We start from the raw sequence: 16,306 nt of genomic DNA on the forward strand, positions 1-16,306 counted from the left end.
CCCCAGTGTACGGAGGCGCCGTGAAAGACAGCGAGCCTTGTGAGCAGTTGTTGCGGCTTCTGCTGGCGTTCTTCTTTGGACCCGTACTTTGGGATTACTGGGGCAAACCCCTGTCGCGCCGGTGCCCGCCCTCGGTGGAAACACTGAATAAGCGAGGGCCCGGGAACGCGATGCGCACGGTATCCTGCCAAGCGGCTCATGCCCCACCAAGGAGACACTACACATGAAACACCTGAGCGGTCTTGATGCCACTTTCCTGCACCTGGAAACGCCGGAAATGCCGATGCACGTGGGTTCGCTCAATGTGCTCGACCTGCCCAAGGGCTACACGGGCGACTTCTACGAAGACGCCAAGAACTTCATGGCCAGCCGCATCCATCTGGCCGACGTGTTCACGCGCAAGCTCGCGCTGATGCCCTTCGACATGACCAACCCGGTGTGGGTGGAGGACGACGACATCGACCTCGACTACCACGTGCGTCACATCACGCTGCCCAAGCCCGGAACCAACCGGCAGTTGCAGCAATACGTGGCGCGGCTGCATTCGTCGCTGATCGACCGCAGCCGCCCGATGTGGGAGTTCTACATCATCGACGGCCTCAAGAGCGGCCAGGTGGCGCTCTACACGAAGGTGCACCACGCTGGCATCGACGGGCAGGCCGGCGTGGAAGTGGGCAAGGCCATCTTCGACCTCGAGCCCACGGGTCGCGTGGTGAAGCCGCCGCGCTCGCGTTCGCGCGGCCACAACTACCAGCTGGGCATGGCCGAGCTCGCGACCGCCGCGCTGCGCAACACCGCGCAGCAGTACGTGAAGCTGTTCAAGATGGCGCCGGCCATCGCGCGGGCCATCAGCGGACTCGCGAAGCCCGACGAGAAAGTGGCCGAGAAGGACGCGGCCGCCGCGCCGAAGAAGTTCAACCTCTTCGCGCCGCGCACCTCGCTCAACGTGTCGATCACCAACCAGCGCACCTTCGCCGGCCGCACCATCTCGCTGGCCGAGACCAAGTACATCGCCAAGCACTTCGGCGTGTCGCTCAACGACGTGGTGCTGGCCACCGTGTCGGGGGCCCTGCGCCACTACCTCGCCGACAACAACGAGCTGCCCGCCAAGCCGCTGGTGGCCGGCGTGCCGGTAAGCCTGCGCGAGGCGGGCGACGACACGGCCAACAACCAGGCCAGCATGATCCTGGTGAGCCTGGCCAGCGACATCACCGACCCGATCCAGCGGCTGAAGGCCATCAACGCCTCGTCGACCAGCTCCAAGTCGACCATGAACCGGTTCAAGGCGGTGGTCCTCGACGACTTCCCGACCTTCGCCGCGCCCTGGCTGGTGTCGGGCATCGCCTCGATGGTGGGGCGCTCGGGCATCGTCAACCTGCTGCCGCCGGCGGCCAACGTGGCGGTCTCCAACGTGGCGGGCGCGCCCTTTCCGATGTACTTCGCGGGCGCGCTGGTCACCTGCTACTACCCGGTGTCCATCGCCAGCCACGGCACGGCCCTCAACGTGACGGTGCAGAGCTACAACGGCCGCATGGACTACGGCCTGATCGCCTGCCGCCGCGCCGTGCCCGACATCACCGAGATCGGCGACTACATGCTGGCCGAGCACAAGCTGCTGATGGAGCTGACGCAGAAGCACCCGGCCGCCGCCGGCGCAGCGCCCGCGCCGGTGCCGCCGAAGACGGTGGCGGAGCCTTCGGACGATGAGGCCGAGGCGAAGTCCGCAGTCGTCGCGAAGAAGAAGCCGGCCGCCCGCAAGAAGGCCCCGGTCAAGGTCGCGGCGAAGAAGGCCCCCGTCAAAGCGGCCGCGAAGGTGGCCGCCAAGGCACCGGTCAAGGCCCCCGCCAAGAAGGCCGCGCCCAAGCCGCCGGCCCGCAAGGCCGCCGCGGCCAAGCGTTCGGGCTCCGCGCCCAGGGCTGCAGCGGCCTGATCGGCACAAGGGGCTGGCCCGGAAAGGAAAATTGGGGCAGTTGGACTAGTTTTCCGACCGTTCTAGTTTTCCAGGCCTAGGCCCGCTGGAAGAAGATAGGCCCATCGCGACTGATACAGCCCCTGTTTCCTTCGCGAGCCTTTCAACTTCAAGGAAATCTTCATCATGTCCACGCAAACCTCCATCGCCTCCGCAGCCGTTCACGTCGTCGGCCAGTACAACGACGCGGGCAAGACCCTGGTCGGCGCCTACCGCGCCGGCGTGCATCGCCTGCTGGGCGGCGCGGCCTCGCGCTACAGCGACTTCCTCGGCAGCCGCAAGCTTCCGCTGGTGAGCGAGCAGGTCAAGGCCAACCTGATCGGCGCACAGGAGAAGATCAATGGCTTCCTGGCCAACCGCGTGGACATCGACACCGGCCGCATCGTCTCGGTGATGGACCGCGTCGCCGCCGGCACCACCAGCGGTATCGAAGCCGTCGCCGGCCGCGTGGCCCGCGTCGAATCGCCGGTCGCCACCTCGGTCATCAACGCCCTCGGCGCGCTGAACCAGCCGCTGGCCACCGTCTCGGTGCAGATCGCCGACCGCATCGCCGCCGGCACCAGGCAGATCGAAGCCCGCGTGAATGGCGCTGAAGAAGCCGCCAAGCCGGTCCGCACGGTGAAGGCCAAAGCCACCGCCACCAAGAAGCCGGTTCGCCGCGCTGCCGCCCGCAAGGCGGCCTGATCCCCGGGGCGCGTTGCGTCCCTTTTTTCTTTCCGGCATCTGGAGCACCGCATGGCCACCCGTCCCGACGAAACTGCAAGGTTGAAGAAGAGGGCGGCGCCTGCGAAAAAAGCTCCGGCCGCAAGGAAGGCACCCGCGGCAAGGAAGAAGCCCGTGGAGCAGCCCGGCAAGGCCGAAGTCCTGCTGCGAGCTGGCCTCAAGGCGCTGGACAACGTGCGCAACGACGTCGCCAAGCGCCAGGCCAACGTCATCGAGGGCCTGCTCGGCATCGGGCAGGGCAAGGTCCCTAGCCTGGGCCTCGACAGCTTCGGCATCCGCAAGTTCGAGGACGTGTTCGACCAGCGCGTCGCCACCGCCATGCAGCGCCTGGGCATGCCCGACGCGGCCGAAGTGCAGGCCCTGCGCGACGAAGTGGCGCGGCTGCGCGAGCGCGTGGCGCAACTCGAAGGCACCGGTGCCGCCACTCCCCGTGGCCGGGGCACCAAACGCTGAGCGGCAGGCAACAACGCGACAAGCCGCTTGTGGCCAGCTCAAACACCACGCGCGACCGCATCCTGCAGGCCAGCCTCGCGCTGTTCAATGCGCAAGGCCTTGCGGCCGTGTCGACCCACAAGATTGCCGCCGAGCTGGGCATGAGCCCGGGCAACCTGCACTACCACTTCAAGGCCAAGCAGCTCATCGTCGAATGGCTGTTCAGGCGCTTCGAGCAGAGGCTGGAGGCGCTGAACGGTTCCTCGGCATCCATCGCCGCCATCGACGACCTCTGGCTCGCGCTGCACCTGCGCTTCGAGGCCATCGACGAATACCGCTTCATCTACCGCGACATGGCCTTCCTGGCCAGCGAGTACCCGACGCTGGGCCAGCGCGCGCAGGCCCTCACCGCGCAGAACCTGCTGGCCGCGCAGACGCTGTGCGAGGGCCTCGTGGCCTCGGGCGTCATCGAGACCAGCGCCGAGCAGGCCCGCATCCTGGCGCTGCAGATGGTCTTCACCACCACCTGCTGGCTCTCGTTCGAGCGGCTGGTGCCGGGGCGAGAAGCGCTGGCGCAGGCCGATCCCGGTTTGGCGGCTTTCTACACACTCACGCTGGTTTCCCCGTATGTTTCCAGCGAATCGAGGGCTTACCTTGATTACCTGAGGGCCAAATACCTCGGATAAATGTCGCTGCCGTCCGACGGGGCATTCACTCCGCCGGCCTCATGTTCGTCCCGAAGCAGATACAAGAACCACAAAGGAGCCATCCATCATGACAACCGCCACCTACGCCAAGGAACACGTCGCCCCGCCGTCGCGCCTGCTGCTGCTGGCCGAAGCCCGTGCGCTCTGGGAAACCGGCGCCGGCCTCGCCATGTGGCCGCTGCTGCAGCTCACGCCGCGCGGTGACGGGCATCCGGTGCTGGTGCTGCCGGGCCTCGTGGCGGGCGACGGCTCCACGCTGCTGCTGCGCCGCTACCTCTGCAGCCGCGGCTACGACGCCCACGGCTGGGGCCAGGGCCGCAACTTCGGCCCGCGCGAAGGCGTGGAGCAGGGCATGGTCGAGCTGCTGAAGAGCCTGCACGACAGCAGCGGCCAGAAGGTCAGCGTCATCGGCTGGAGCCTGGGCGGCGTGTATGCGCGGCTGCTGGCGTCTTCCTATTCGCACATGATCCGCAACGTCATCACCCTGGGCAGCCCCTTCTCCGGCAGCCCGCGCGCCACCAACGCATGGCGCGTGTACGAAGGCGTGAGCGGCCAGAGTTCGCACGACCCGCGCCGCATGAAGTTCGTGCAGCCCACGCCGCCCGTGCCCACCACCTCCATCTTCAGCCGCACCGACGGCGTCGTCGCATGGCGCTGCAGCATCGAGAAGACCGGCCCGCAGTCGGAGAACATCGAAGTCATCGCCAGCCACCTGGGGCTGGGCGCGCACCCGGCGGTGCTCTATGCGGTGGCGGACCGGCTGGCGCAGCCGGAAGGCGAGTGGAAGCCGTTCAATCGCGGGGTGCTGGGGCCGCTGGTGTATCCGGATCCGGATCGGGAGGCGTGATCACTGCAGCTGCAGGTTCAGCGAGCTGGACTTCAGGCGAGAGTGTCACTGACTGTCCAGCCTGCCGGTGGTGAAGAAAGAGGATTGCCGTCGGGCCCGAACTCGAAGTCGCCGACGCCGGAAACCACAAGATCGTCCGCCAGCCGTACGTTGGTGAAGCTGCACTGGTTGAAGCGGGTCCGGATCATGGCTGCCTGCGAAAAATCGATGTCGATGAGATGGCACGTGGAAAACGCCGTGCCCGAGAGATCGACCCTGAACAGACGAGGCGATTGAAGGAAGCAGCTCTCGAACTCGCAGTCCAGCAATTCAGCCTTCGCCAAGTCGACGGACTCGAAGCGGCAGTTTTCCAGACGATTTCCGATCCAGGTGCAACCATTCAGCGCCTGGGGCGCTGCAAAGCGGGCGCCCCGAAACAGAGACATCGCTATGGTCGCGCCCGAGGCATCGAGACCCTCCCACGCGATGGTGGACAGATCCGAATGACTCAGATCGACTCCCTGGCCTTCCGCTTGGGCGGCCAGGTTTGCGATGACATCCGCTTGGGAGACTTTCTCTTGCATGATCAGTGGAAGATAACTCGATTGTTGAGACCTGCATTACCCACCGCCGTCTGCAGTTCGCCGATGTGCTGTGGCGACATCTTCAGCGTATCGACGATGACGTTCTCGCCGACGCCCATTTCCTTCTGGATCAGCGCCATTGCATCGGGTGTGTTGTAGCCGCGCGGCGCGTATTGGGAGTTCCAGCCCTTCACGTCCCACTTCTGGCCCGTGGAGTCGATGAACTCCGATGCTCCGGTGGGGTCGCGCGTGATGGGACCAGGCAGCTTGCCTTGCTCTTCCATTGAAAGTCCGACCTCCGCTTCCCGGCGTGTCTTGGCCGTGGCCTTGCCCCCTTGTGCGGGATCCTTGGCCAGCTCCTCGATTCTTTGTGCGCGCTCCTCGGGAGACATGGGGCGGCGCGTGACAACCGTGCCTTCGCGCGCGCTCGAGGTGTTGCGCGGCGTGGGCTCCGGCACGGGCCTGCGCGACTTGCCCTCCAGCGTTCGGCTGACCGGCTCCAGCGGCGCTCCGCGCATCGATTCGCCGGGCCGCGGGAGCGGCTCGGGCGCGCGCTTGCCACCGCCGAAGCCCACGTGCGCGGTGGCCATGTCGAACGCACTGGCGCCGAACTGATTGGCCGCGGCAACTTGCTGTTCCGATCCGCCAAGCACCCGCGTGGCTGCTCCAGGCGCACCGAAGAGGGGCCCCAGCAGGGCGATGCCCAGCGAATTGCCGAAGCGCAGGTTCTGCTCGCTCAGCCAGGCGCTCTCGGCGCCGGAAACGCTGTTCTCCCAGCGCGGCCCCGGCGTGTAGACATCCTGCAGGAAGGAGGTTCTTCTCCTGAGCTCCAGCGACTGTTCGGGCGGCAGAGGACTCTTGCCGCTGTAGTGGTCGTTCAACTGCTGGAGCTTCTCGTCCAGCGCCGACTTCGGAATCTCGTCGGGCATCTGTTCGCATGCCCGCTGGAAGGTCTTGGCCGACTGCAGTGCATCGGTCGGTTCCAGGCGCGCGTCGCGTCCGAGGCCGATCCACATCCGTTCGTACAGCGGAATCTTTTCGAACTCCGCCTTCTCCCGCTCGTACCGCTCGCTGCAGATGCCGGGCCGGCGTCGCAGCATCGGCCCCTTGGGCACTTCGAAGGTCAACACCCTGCCCAGCGTGCCGTTGCTGGTGAAGGCCGGTGTCGAGAAGGGCGACGAGGAAGAAGACGAAGACGTGGACAGCACCTGCCCCAGCGTCTTCCTGTCGTCGGGCATCGAACCCATCAGGCGGCTCCGTTCATCTCGCACAGGTCGCCGTGGCGGGCCACGGGGCGGCTCTCGACGAAGACTGTCTGCGAGCCCGAAATGATCTTCACGTTGCCCGCGCCGAGCGAGACGCCCGAGCGCACGCCGCTGCCCGCGTTGCCCGTCACGCCCTTGACGATGCTGTCGACCATCAGCACCTTCTCGCTGCGCGCGAACACCGTGTGCGAATAGGCAGCCTTCTCGGGCGGCAGGATCGACACGATGTCGAAGGGAACGACCTGCGTGCCGACGATGCAGAAGTCGGGCACGACGTTGACCACCATGAAGCCCGACTCCGCGTCGGCGATGTGCTTTTCGGCGCTCATGCGGTCGCTTCCTCCTGGTGCGTGCCGGCGTCGCTCGCCGTGGCTTCTGCAAGCTGCCGGTGGAAGAGGTCGGCCGCCACCGTGTCGAGCGCCTGGTCCAGCGTGAGGCGCCAGGTGAGGTGCACGAGCATCTCGTCGAGGTCGATGTGCACGGTGTCGAGCGTCATGGCCTCGCTGCGTTCCGTGCCGCTGCTGTCCTTGCACAGCGCTTCGATCCACAGGTGCGGCAGTTGGAACTCGACCTGCGGCGCCGAAGCGAAGAAGCCGCTCATGTGCACCGATTCATCTCCCCGCAGGCCACCGGCCACGAGCTGGTCGGCGGGCGCGTACTGGAAGAAGCGCTCATCGAAATCGTCGGCGTAGTCCATGTAGGGCTGACTGGCATGGCGTTCGCGCCAGGCCTGGTCGTAGGTGCCGGCCAGCGCGACGCGCGGCTGCCAGAAGCGCGCGACGGGCCCGAAGCCGGCGGGACGGGCGTCTTCCTGGTTGGCTTGCCGCAGGGGCGCATCGGCGTACTCGATCTGCGGGCCGGGAAACGGCTGGCCGGCGGCATGGCGCGCCGCGGGATGATCGTCGCGGCTCGCACTGCCGAACCATCCGCGGCCGCAAGGGTTGGCTGGATGGGTGCGGGGCGGCGCCGATTCGTCGTCGCCCTGGTCGAAGCCCCAGCCGCCGTAGGCGAGTTCGTAGCGCAGCGGCACGGCCAGCGCAGGCTGCGGATCGGAGAGGGTGCGCTGCGTGGCGTCCGGCTGCCAGTCCCACTGGCGCGGGCCCGTCAGGCGCAGCGCCTTGTGCAGCAACGGCTGCTGCTGCCGGTGCACCTGAAGCTGAGCTTGCCAAGCGGGCCGTGGTGTCCAGTCGAGCGCGTGCGCGGTGCCCGTCACGTAGATATCGGCGTCGGGCTTGCGCAGCAGCACGTCGGTTGCCGCGCGCAGGCTCGACAGCGTGGCGAAGGACGCGTCCCAGGGCTCATCGGCGAAGACGGGCCCACGGTGAAACGTCGCAGGCTCGAGCCGGCCGGGTGCCAGCACGAAGCTCGCGCACACCACCACCACGTCGTGGAAGCGCCGTCCCTTGCCCATCTTGTCGAACTGGAAGTGCGGAAAGGGCGTTGCGTTGCGCAACTGCGCGAGGCGCGGCGCGGGAATCGGCGGCGCGGGCTCAGCCACGGGTGTCGCCCTTGTCCGCCGCCATCTTCCCTACACCGGCGGAGACAGCCGCCGAGACGGTGCCCAGCACCTGAGTCACCTGGCCCGCCGCCCCGCCGCCACCACCGCCGCCTCCGGCCACCTGCTGCGCGATCGACGCGAGCTGCCCCGCCTTGCCGAGCAGGTCGGCGGGGTTGCCACCCATCAGCGCACCGAGGCTCGCCAGCGGGCTGCCCGGAGGCTCGGCCGGCGGCGAAGCAGGCACTGCGTTCGGCTGCAGCGCCGCGCCGCCGCCCTTGGGGTTGAGCCAGATGTGCTCGCCGTTGACGGTCACGTCATCGCCCTGCGCCGTGATGTTGATCTTCTTGCCGGTGACCGCGATGGAGCCGTCGGCCTTGAGCTGCATCACCGACGCGCCCACGCGCAGCGAGATGGTCTTGCCGTCCATCTCGATATGGCTGCCCTTGTCGCCGCCCACGGACAGCAGGTACTTCTCGCCGACCTTGGTGGTCTGCGTCTTGCCGACCATGGTGTTGTCCGTCATGCCGACCACGCTGTTGCGCAGCATGCCGACGTTGAAGGAGTAGGCCAGGCCGATGTTCACCATCTTGGCCAGGCCCACGTTGTGCATGTAGGCCATGCCGATGGTGGCCATCTGGTTGCGGCCCACCTTCTTGCTGCGGTCTTGCCCTACCGAGTGGGTCTCGTCGTGCTCGACCTCGATGTCCTGGTTGCGCTCGGCATGCAGCCACACCTGCTCCTGCCCCTTCTTGTCCTCGAAGCGAAAGGCATTGGCGTTGGCCTCGCTGCCGCCCTCGGAGCTGCGCGTGAGCAGGCCGCTCTGCGTGGCGTTGTCGGGCAGCGTCCACGGCGGCATGTTGTCGGCGTTGTAGACGCGGCCGGTCACGATGGGCCGGTCGGGGTCGCCGTTCTCGAAGTCGACGATCACCTCCTGCCCGATGCGCGGGATCTGGATGCCGCCGAAGTTGGTGCCAGCCCAGGGCGATGACACGCGCACCCAGCACGAGCTGTTCTCGTCTTTCGTGCAATAGCGGTTCCAGTGAAAACTCAGCTTCACGCGGCCGTACTCGTCGGTCCATATCTCGCGGCCGGCCGGACCGGTGACGATGGCGGTCTGCGGGCCCGTGGTGCGCGGCCTGGGCACCGGCGGCACCGGCGCGCGAAAGACCTTGCTCGACGGAATCACGTCGAAGTCGACGCGGCACTCGAATTCCTGCTGCGAACTCGCATCGCCCACATCCTGCAGTTCCAGATGCGCATGCGTGACAAGGTACTGCCGGTTCGATTCGTTCTGCGGATGGCGCTCCAGCGTCACCATGCAACCCGGCACCACCGCGCGCAGGTTGCCCGAGCCGCTGGCGAGCTCGCCCTGGCTGCCCGTCTCTTCCATGCGCGTGCGCACCAGTTGCTCGCCTTCGGACTCGACGACATAGTCGCCCGGCCAGCCGTAGCGCTCCCAGGTGTTCTGCGCGGTCTTGCGCGGCATGGCGCTGATCTGCTGCAGCTCGGCCTTGGGGCGCCTGAAGTCGAAGTCGTCAGTCACCCAGCGGCCGCTTTGCAGTTCCTCGCAGGCGTTGAAGCGGTCACAGTGCTCCTCGCGCACCGTCGCGTCCGCCGGATGGAACGGAATCGTCCGGTAGCCCTCGTGGGCGAAGGGCTGGTGCGAGGCCATGTCATCCACGATGACCAGCTTGTGGCTGTTCTCCTCGTGCTCGAAGTAGAAGTACAGGCCCCATTCGTGCAGCAGCCGCGCGACGAAATCGTGGTCGCTCTCGCCGTACTGCACCTGGAACTCGCGCGGCGGATAGCTCCTCGTAGCCCGGATTTCGAAGGGCAGGCCGTACTTGCCGAGCACCGCCTTGACGATGTCCAGCACGTTCTGGTTTTGGAAGATGCGGTAGTCGCTCGTGCGTGTCGCGAGCGTGAGCCACGGCTCGATCACGGCCTCGTAGAGCGCGCGCCGGTTCTCCAGCCGCAGGAAGCGCACGCGCGTGACCAGCCCCGAGATGTGGCGCTGCTGCGGCCCCGAACCCGGACGGCCGTCGAGCACGATGTGCGCGGCCAGCATTTCGCCCACCAGCTGCTTGATGGCGACGTTGGCTGCCTGCCGCTCGTTGTAGCCCTGCTGCTCGGGCGTGGCAAGCGTCAGCGTGTAGCGAAACAGGCTGCTGAGGCCCTCGTCGCCCACGATGGCAATGGGTTCCAGCGCCGGCGAATTGCCGAGCGTGGGCATGGCGGATGAGGAGGCGGTAAGGACACGCGCGAGCTGCGCTGCGCCGACAGACATGAAATCTCCCTGATGTTCTTGGCTGACGAAGCAAATCGTAGCAATTCGAGCCCGAAACACCAGTAAGACGATAGATTGCTGCAGATCGGATATTTCCGACGTTCCCGCGTTCGCGTACGCAAGATTGCGGCGAGCCATGACTTCCGTCACTTGTGGCGCCGCTGGTCCGCCCAAAACAATGGCTGCACCATGCACAGCCTCCCGCCCGTCTACCCCCGCATCAGGCATGCCGGCTTTCTGGAGCAGGCGATGCGGCCGGTGCTGGACCTGATCGAGGCGCTCGGAGGCAGCCGCGAGGCGCACGAGGCCGTGGCTTTTCCACTCGCCGTGGACTCCGACCTGCTTGTGAGCTTCGTGGTCGACACCTCGGCGCGGTTCGTCACGCTGACCCGCGAAGGGCTGCAGGAAACGGGACTCGACACGCAGTCGATGTACGAGCTGGCCATCGACAACATGCTGCGGCTCGTGGCGCCCAATGCCGGCACGCGGGACTTCGGCTGCTACAGGGCGCTCGTCGCGGGCGATGGCTTCGAGGCCTGCATGCTGCTTTTGCCGGACCTCTGGGAGCAGTTCGCGCAGGAGTTCGAGGGCGAGCTGATCGCGGTGGTACCGCGCAGCGACGTCGTCTACTTCACCGACAGCCGGGGGAGCTTCGAGTCGCGCGGCGAGGCCGTCACCGCCGCCGATGCGCTGGGCCGCATGTGTTCGGCCGCTGCCAGGATCAAGGCAGCGGCGGGAGCCGAGGGTCTTTCCGACAGGGTGATGGCGCTGACCCCGGACGGCTGGTGTGTTCGCGGCACGCTGGACGCCTTCGCGCCTGCGATGGAGGCCTGAGCCTCCACCTCCGCTTCAGTTGCCCGCCCACACGTCCAGCACGTAGCGCTGGTCGGCAATCATCTTGTCCATCCACGCGGTGCTGTCGTGCCCGTGCTCGCGTGCGAGGTCGCTGAGCGTGCGCCGCACGTCGGGCTCCATGCGCGAGCCGTCGCCGCACACGTAGACCACCGCGCCGGCTTCCAGCAGCTTCCATACATGGGCGGCCTGCTCGCGGATCAGGTCCTGCACGTAGACCTTGCGCTCGCCGGCGCGCGAGAAGGCGGTGTGCAGTTTCATCAGGCCGCGATGCGCCCAGGCCTGCAGTTCGTCGGCGTAGATGAAGTCCTGCTCGGGGTGGCGGCAGCCGAAGAAGAGCAGCGCCTCGCCGAGCGCGGCGCCCGCTTCGGCCTGCGCCGCGCGCTCCTGCAGGAAGCCCCGGAAGGGCGCGAGCCCGGTGCCGGGGCCGACCATGATGAGCGGCCGGCTCGCATCCTCCGGCAGCCTGAAGCCTTCGGCCGTGGTTTCGCGCACCACGCCGTGCACGGTGTCCCCGGCCTCGGCCCGCGCGAGGAAGTTGGAGCACACGCCTTCGAAGGTGCCGATGCCCGACTTGGCCAGTCCGCTCACCACGCCCACGGTCACGCTGCACTTGCCCGGCGTCATCGTGGGCGACGAAGAGATCGAGTAGTAGCGCGGCGAGAGCGGCGACAGCATTTCCAGGAACACGGCAAACGGCACCTGGCAGGCCGGAAACTCCTGCAGCAGGTCGAGCACCGACTTGCGCTTGTGCAGCACCTCGGCCTTGTAGTTCGCCTGCGAGGCGTCGTCGCTGCCCGACAGCGCTGCCAGCTTGGGCTTGCTGAAGGGGCATTCGGTGTATGCCGCGAGCGTGGCGATCTGCTTGCGCGTGGCCACGTCCTGCAGCTCGACATAGTCGCCCAGCAGGCGGTCGACCGCGATCACCTGCTCCACCGGCAGCGCCGCCTTGCGGCCCGTGGCCGCGTGCAGCCGCACATGGGCCGTGCGGTCGAAGCCGAAGCGTGCCATCGCGCGCTCGACCTGCGCAGGGCCGTTGCGAGGCACCACGCTCAGGTGGTCGCCGGCGCGATAGACAAGGCCCTCGGGCAGCATCAGCTCGACGTGGCGCGTGGAGCGGCCGGCCTCGCCGTTGCCACCGCTTTGCAGTTCGCGGTTCTCGATCACGCGCAGCGCCACCGCGCCCAGCGCATCGACGATCGCGTTCTTCTGCGGCGGCGGCAGTTCTTCCAGCGTGTAGAGCGGCTCGCTCTGCGCGGGCGTGTCGGCGCCGGTCTTGATGCCGAAGGCCTTTGCCAGTTCGGGCCAGAGGGCGTCGCTCCAGTCCTGGAAGGCGCCGTCCATGTCCTCGCGTGCATCGCCTTCGCCGCGCGCATGCATGCGCGTGGCGCCCAGTGCCTCCAGCCGCTCGTCGATGCGGCGCGGCACAGCCTGGTAGGTGGAGGCCCAGTCGGTGTTGCCGCAGCCGAAGACGCTGAAGCGCACGCCGTTGAGCGAATCGTCGGCCTTGTCGAGCCAGCGGTGGAACTCTGCCGCGTTGTCGGGCGCCGCGCCGTTGTACGAGGCGCAGACGATGGCGACCGCGCCGCTGGCCGGCAGGCGCTCGGCGTAGTCGTCGAGCGAGGCCAGCTGCGTCGAGAAGCCGCGCATCTCGCCGGCCTCGGCCAACTGGCGCGCCAGGTCTTCGGCGGTGCCGAGGTTGGAGCCCTGCAGCACCAGCAGCGAGGTGCCGTGGCGCGCCGCCTGCGGCTTGCGCTCTGCCTGCTGCACGGGCTGAACCGGTGCGGCGGCCGCGTCGCTCATGTTGCCGCGCGGGCGCGTGGCCGGGTCGCGCGGCAGCGCCTTGATCCTGAAGTTCTCGGGCTTGATCGTCAGCGCTTCCTTGATCTTCAGCTTGTAGCCGGTGTGGTCCACCAGGTTGAAGCGCTGCAGGATCATGCCCAGCGTGAGCACCGCCTCCTGCAGCGCGAACTGTCGCCCGATGCAGGCGCGCTGGCCGTTGCCGAAGGGCTTGAAGGCGTTCACCGGCCGCTCGCGCTCGGCCTCGCGGCTGAAGTGGTCGGGGTTGAACTGGTCGGCGTCCTCGCCCCAGATGCCCTTGTCGCGATGCAGCGCCAGCGCGTGCATGATGACCATGTTGTTCTTCTTGATCGTGTACTGCCCGCCGATCTTCGTTTCTTCCTTCGCGCGCATCGAGATCGCGGGCGCGGTGGGGTACAGGCGCAGCGATTCCTTCAGCACCTGCATCACGTACTGCAGGCGGTTGACCTGCGCGTAGGTGGGCTTCTGCGTGGTGTCGGGGCCGAACACGTTGTCGACCTCGGCCTGTGCCTTGGCCATGGCCTCGGGGTTGTTCAGCAGGAAGTAGATGGCGAAGGAAAGCAGGCCGCTGGTGGTCTCGTGCCCCGCGATGAGGAATTCGATGCACTCGTCGCGGATCATCTTGTCGGTGAGCTTCTCGCCGCTCTTCTTGTCCACGCCCGCGATCATGTAGCTCAGCAGGTCGGGCTTGGTGGCGATGTCGGCCCCGCTCGCGCGCCGCTCCTCGATGATGTCTTCCACCATCTTGTGCATGTAGCGGATGTCCTTGCGCTGCTGGGCGAGCTCCTTCTTCAGCATCAGCTCCTCCAGCGGCAGGCCGCGGCGGTTCTGCACCGTCTCCAGCGTACGCACCATCGCATCGACGAAGGGATGGAAGCCCTCGCGGTAGAAGGAGTTGAAGCGGTAGCCGAAGCCGCACAGGCCGATGGTGTCGAGCGTGAGCGCGGTCATGTCGCGCACCACGTCCACCTCCTCGTCGAAGTTCAGTCGCTCCCACTTGGTGACCAGCTGCCCGGCGATGTCCAGCATCATCGGGTGATAGGCCTGCATCGCGCGCTGGCTGAAGTTGGCCAGCAGGATGTTGTGCGGCTTCGACCAGGTCTCCTCGTGCGTGTCGGAGGTGAAGAGGCCGTGCGAGGCGGCGCGCAGCCGGCGCAGCGCGCCGCGCGTGCTCTTGTCGAAGCGTTCTTCCTCGCAGAGTTCGTCCACCAGCGCGGGCGACGACACCACGATCACCGGCATGCCCGGCATGTCCAGCCAGTAGATGCCGCCCAGGTCCTGCGCGATCTTCCACATGTCGAGCACGGGAGAGTCGGAGCCGATCGACAGCAGGTTGCCAACGAAGGGTTTCTTCGCCGGATGCGGGATCGGGTAGAGCGAGTTTTTGCCTGCCATGGTCTTGTTATGCCTTCGGTATGGACCCGCCTCTGAGATCCGGGGTTTGACATCTGGAGTATCTCGACGGCACAGGCGGCAGGCAGGACGGGGTTTCCCTTAGCAGGCGGAAGTGTCGATGTAGATAGCCTTAGTTGCCGAAAGCTTCGATATCCGCCAGCCATTGAGCGAAATGCGGGCACTCTTGGCGGATTCGCTCAATGCCGATCCGCTGGGCAGCATTCGGCCCGTGAAGTGTTTTGCGATAGGCGGGGAACAGCGCTTCGATTCGTTTCGATGGTGCCGATTGAGGGCTATCGTTGATTTCTTCTGGTGTCTGTACACCGGCGCGGATCGCGGCAAATGCTGCACCGCGCTCAGGTGTCGCCATGACGTCGGGCAATATCTCCGTGTCGGCAAACAGAAACGTTTCAAACTCGTGAAGAGTCAGGAAGGTTCTCAAGTTGCCCGGATTTCCGAAATGCTGATCGATCGCTTGTTCGACATGACGTGCTCGCTCTCTGGCCGAGCCGAACGTCGCCCTTGTCGGCATGCCGGGGAAGTCCGTGGGCAATGCGTAGTAATCGAGCATAGTGGTTATCAACGCCCCGGAGTCGGGCAGCAACTTGGTCAGGTCGTTCTTGAACTTCGCGAAATTGGTGACTCCACCCTTAAAGTTGGCCCCGTCTTTGACTCGCTTGGTCACGAGGACGACGGGCGTCAAGTACAGCTCGGAGGACTCGAAGAAAGGAGCCAACACGCGTTTGACGAACGCTTCTTCCGTCCATCCCTCGACGAGCACCAGCACACGTTTCATCAGGGACGCGCGCCCAGGAGGTTTTTTTCCCACAACTCCCCGAGGGAATAGTCGTCAAGCCATATCTTCATGTCGACGCTGTTCAGGTGTTTGAACACGGTCTGACGGCCTTCCCGGTCGACGGTCCAAACGTCTTCGGGGCCGAATTGATTGACGAGGGTAACGGACTGTGTGGCGACGAGCACTTGCGACCGCGTGGATACCGAAGAAAGAAGGCCGGCGAGTAGGGATACTGCTGCGGGGTGGAGGCCTAGCTCAGGCTCGTCCAGCAGGAGAACCGTGGGAGGCTTGGGCTGGAGCATCAGCGTGGCAAGACAAATGAAACGCAGCGTACCGTCCGAAAGAGCATGGGCGTTGAAGTAGGCATCGCTGCCCTTCTCTCGCCATTCGAGCCGAATTCGAGACTCGTTGAGTCGGGACGGGGCCAGCCGAAAATCATCGAAGAAAGGCGCGATCTGGCGAACGGTATCCACGACGTTGCGATAGTGGCTCGGACTCTTCTCCTGCATCCAGTACAGGAATGCCGCCAGATTTTCTGCTTGTGGTTGAAGAAAACTGTTGTCGTCAATGGCTCCAGTCGACTTCATCGGCGCCGAGTCGCTGGTGTCGTGAAAGTGGTAGACGCGATAGCTTTCCAGGGCTCCCATCGCTTGCCGAGCGCACTGGTGCGTGTGCTCGCGCAACTTTGACTCTCTTGTATTTGTCGCGACAAGAATGTCAAAGGGCTTTTGGGGGTGCGTTTTCCTGTTTTGATACGTAGCCTGTTCAAGACCCACGATAAAAGCATCGTCGTCAGTTGGCAGTAGCCGAACCCTGTATCCGTTCGCTTCGTCTCCCTCCGCAAACTCCAAGGCAAAGGACATGGATTTCGAAGTTTTTCGCCCGAAGTGCAACAGTGCTTCAGCGCCGCCTTTTATTGCGGTGTAGCCGGCGAGGTTCTGTGTAACGACCTCGCGAAGAAATCGGAACACCGAGATGAGGTTTGATTTTCCGACGCCGTTGCCGCCAATGAACAGGTTCAATTGGCCGAGCGCGAGCGTCTGGTCGTGAATCGACTTGTAGTTCTTGATCGAGAGTTTTTCCAGCCGGCGCATAACCTGCATATTGCCACGCCGGTGATCCATTTTCAGAACTTGGGCTAGAAGGCTCAC

Annotated in this window: 14 protein-coding genes; 6 read left to right on the top strand and 8 right to left on the bottom strand. The window is 65.8% G+C overall.

The window, feature by feature from the left end:
• Positions 1-223 precede the first annotated feature (223 nt).
• The 5 genes from AC1VNX_RS04735 to AC1VNX_RS04755 all read left to right on the top strand — a co-directional run bounded on the left by AC1VNX_RS04735 (position 224) and on the right by AC1VNX_RS04755 (position 4,678).
• Complete coding sequence (locus tag AC1VNX_RS04735) at positions 224-1,930, top strand: WS/DGAT/MGAT family O-acyltransferase (RefSeq protein WP_483155684.1); 1,707 nt, start codon at positions 224-226, stop codon at positions 1,928-1,930.
• 165 nt (positions 1,931-2,095) lie between these two features.
• Positions 2,096-2,653, top strand: coding sequence for a hypothetical protein (locus tag AC1VNX_RS04740; RefSeq protein ID WP_483155685.1), 558 nt, complete (start codon positions 2,096-2,098; stop codon positions 2,651-2,653).
• Between the two features lie 153 nt (positions 2,654-2,806).
• A complete protein-coding gene (locus tag AC1VNX_RS04745; RefSeq protein WP_483155686.1) occupies positions 2,807-3,145 on the top strand; it encodes a phasin family protein in 339 nt (112 codons plus the stop codon).
• Between the two features lie 29 nt (positions 3,146-3,174).
• A complete protein-coding gene (locus tag AC1VNX_RS04750; protein ID WP_483155687.1) occupies positions 3,175-3,810 on the top strand; it encodes a TetR/AcrR family transcriptional regulator in 636 nt (211 codons plus the stop codon).
• Between the two features lie 88 nt (positions 3,811-3,898).
• Complete coding sequence (locus AC1VNX_RS04755; RefSeq protein ID WP_483155688.1) at positions 3,899-4,678, top strand: esterase/lipase family protein; 780 nt, start codon at positions 3,899-3,901, stop codon at positions 4,676-4,678.
• 32 nt (positions 4,679-4,710) lie between these two features.
• On the opposite strand, the gene AC1VNX_RS04760 is transcribed toward AC1VNX_RS04755, so the two are convergent.
• Genes AC1VNX_RS04760 through AC1VNX_RS04780 form a run of 5 tightly spaced genes read right to left on the bottom strand, consistent with a single transcriptional unit; the run spans position 4,711 to position 10,291 of the window.
• Positions 4,711-5,241 (bottom strand): pentapeptide repeat-containing protein, encoded by a 531-nt coding sequence (locus tag AC1VNX_RS04760; RefSeq protein WP_483155689.1) that lies wholly within the window; start codon positions 5,239-5,241, stop codon positions 4,711-4,713.
• A 2-nt stretch (positions 5,242-5,243) separates the two neighbouring features.
• Positions 5,244-6,488: a hypothetical protein gene (locus AC1VNX_RS04765; RefSeq protein WP_483155690.1), complete on the bottom strand. Its 1,245-nt coding sequence runs from the start codon at positions 6,486-6,488 to the stop codon at positions 5,244-5,246.
• Positions 6,488-6,835 carry a PAAR-like domain-containing protein gene (locus tag AC1VNX_RS04770; RefSeq protein ID WP_301507907.1) on the bottom strand — a complete coding sequence of 116 codons (348 nt, stop codon included), beginning with the start codon at positions 6,833-6,835 and terminating at the stop codon, positions 6,488-6,490. Before AC1VNX_RS04770 ends, AC1VNX_RS04765 begins: the two co-directional genes overlap by 1 nt.
• A complete protein-coding gene (locus AC1VNX_RS04775; protein ID WP_483155691.1) occupies positions 6,832-8,004 on the bottom strand; it encodes a DUF2169 family type VI secretion system accessory protein in 1,173 nt (390 codons plus the stop codon). Before AC1VNX_RS04775 ends, AC1VNX_RS04770 begins: the two co-directional genes overlap by 4 nt.
• Positions 7,997-10,291: a type VI secretion system Vgr family protein gene (locus AC1VNX_RS04780; protein WP_483155692.1), complete on the bottom strand. Its 2,295-nt coding sequence runs from the start codon at positions 10,289-10,291 to the stop codon at positions 7,997-7,999. Before AC1VNX_RS04780 ends, AC1VNX_RS04775 begins: the two co-directional genes overlap by 8 nt.
• A 189-nt stretch (positions 10,292-10,480) precedes the next feature.
• On the opposite strand from AC1VNX_RS04780, the gene AC1VNX_RS04785 reads away from it, so the two are divergent.
• Entirely contained in the window at positions 10,481-11,125 is a 645-nt protein-coding gene (locus AC1VNX_RS04785; protein ID WP_483155693.1) for a DUF1444 domain-containing protein, read from the top strand.
• A gap of 15 nt (positions 11,126-11,140) precedes the next feature.
• Here AC1VNX_RS04785 and AC1VNX_RS04790 read toward each other — a convergent pair whose 3' ends face one another.
• From AC1VNX_RS04790 to AC1VNX_RS04800, 3 genes are all read right to left on the bottom strand, one after another.
• Positions 11,141-14,359, bottom strand: a complete 3,219-nt coding sequence (locus AC1VNX_RS04790) for a bifunctional cytochrome P450/NADPH--P450 reductase (protein ID WP_483155694.1) — start codon at positions 14,357-14,359, stop codon at positions 11,141-11,143.
• A 130-nt stretch (positions 14,360-14,489) separates the two neighbouring features.
• On the bottom strand, positions 14,490-15,155 hold the full coding sequence (locus AC1VNX_RS04795) for a DUF4276 family protein (RefSeq protein WP_483155695.1): 666 nt from the start codon (positions 15,153-15,155) through the stop codon (positions 14,490-14,492).
• The gene (locus tag AC1VNX_RS04800; protein ID WP_483155696.1) at positions 15,155-16,306 is read right to left on the bottom strand and encodes an AAA family ATPase; all 1,152 of its coding nucleotides are present in this window, start codon (positions 16,304-16,306) and stop codon (positions 15,155-15,157) included. The genes AC1VNX_RS04795 and AC1VNX_RS04800 overlap by 1 nt, the downstream gene beginning before the upstream one ends.

This window comes from Variovorax sp. TLI9-5A (genome assembly GCF_056867935.1).

Coding starts and splice junctions, on each gene's coding strand:
- AC1VNX_RS04755 (WP_483155688.1), top strand. CDS start 3,899: ATGACAACCGCCACCTACGCCAAGGAACACGTCGCCCCGCCGTCGCGC.
- AC1VNX_RS04770 (WP_301507907.1), bottom strand. CDS start 6,835: ATGAGCGCCGAAAAGCACATCGCCGACGCGGAGTCGGGCTTCATGGTG.
- AC1VNX_RS04760 (WP_483155689.1), bottom strand. CDS start 5,241: ATGCAAGAGAAAGTCTCCCAAGCGGATGTCATCGCAAACCTGGCCGCC.
- AC1VNX_RS04735 (WP_483155684.1), top strand. CDS start 224: ATGAAACACCTGAGCGGTCTTGATGCCACTTTCCTGCACCTGGAAACG.
- AC1VNX_RS04780 (WP_483155692.1), bottom strand. CDS start 10,291: ATGTCTGTCGGCGCAGCGCAGCTCGCGCGTGTCCTTACCGCCTCCTCA.
- AC1VNX_RS04790 (WP_483155694.1), bottom strand. CDS start 14,359: ATGGCAGGCAAAAACTCGCTCTACCCGATCCCGCATCCGGCGAAGAAA.
- AC1VNX_RS04740 (WP_483155685.1), top strand. CDS start 2,096: ATGTCCACGCAAACCTCCATCGCCTCCGCAGCCGTTCACGTCGTCGGC.
- AC1VNX_RS04795 (WP_483155695.1), bottom strand. CDS start 15,155: ATGAAACGTGTGCTGGTGCTCGTCGAGGGATGGACGGAAGAAGCGTTC.
- AC1VNX_RS04785 (WP_483155693.1), top strand. CDS start 10,481: ATGCACAGCCTCCCGCCCGTCTACCCCCGCATCAGGCATGCCGGCTTT.
- AC1VNX_RS04765 (WP_483155690.1), bottom strand. CDS start 6,488: ATGGGTTCGATGCCCGACGACAGGAAGACGCTGGGGCAGGTGCTGTCC.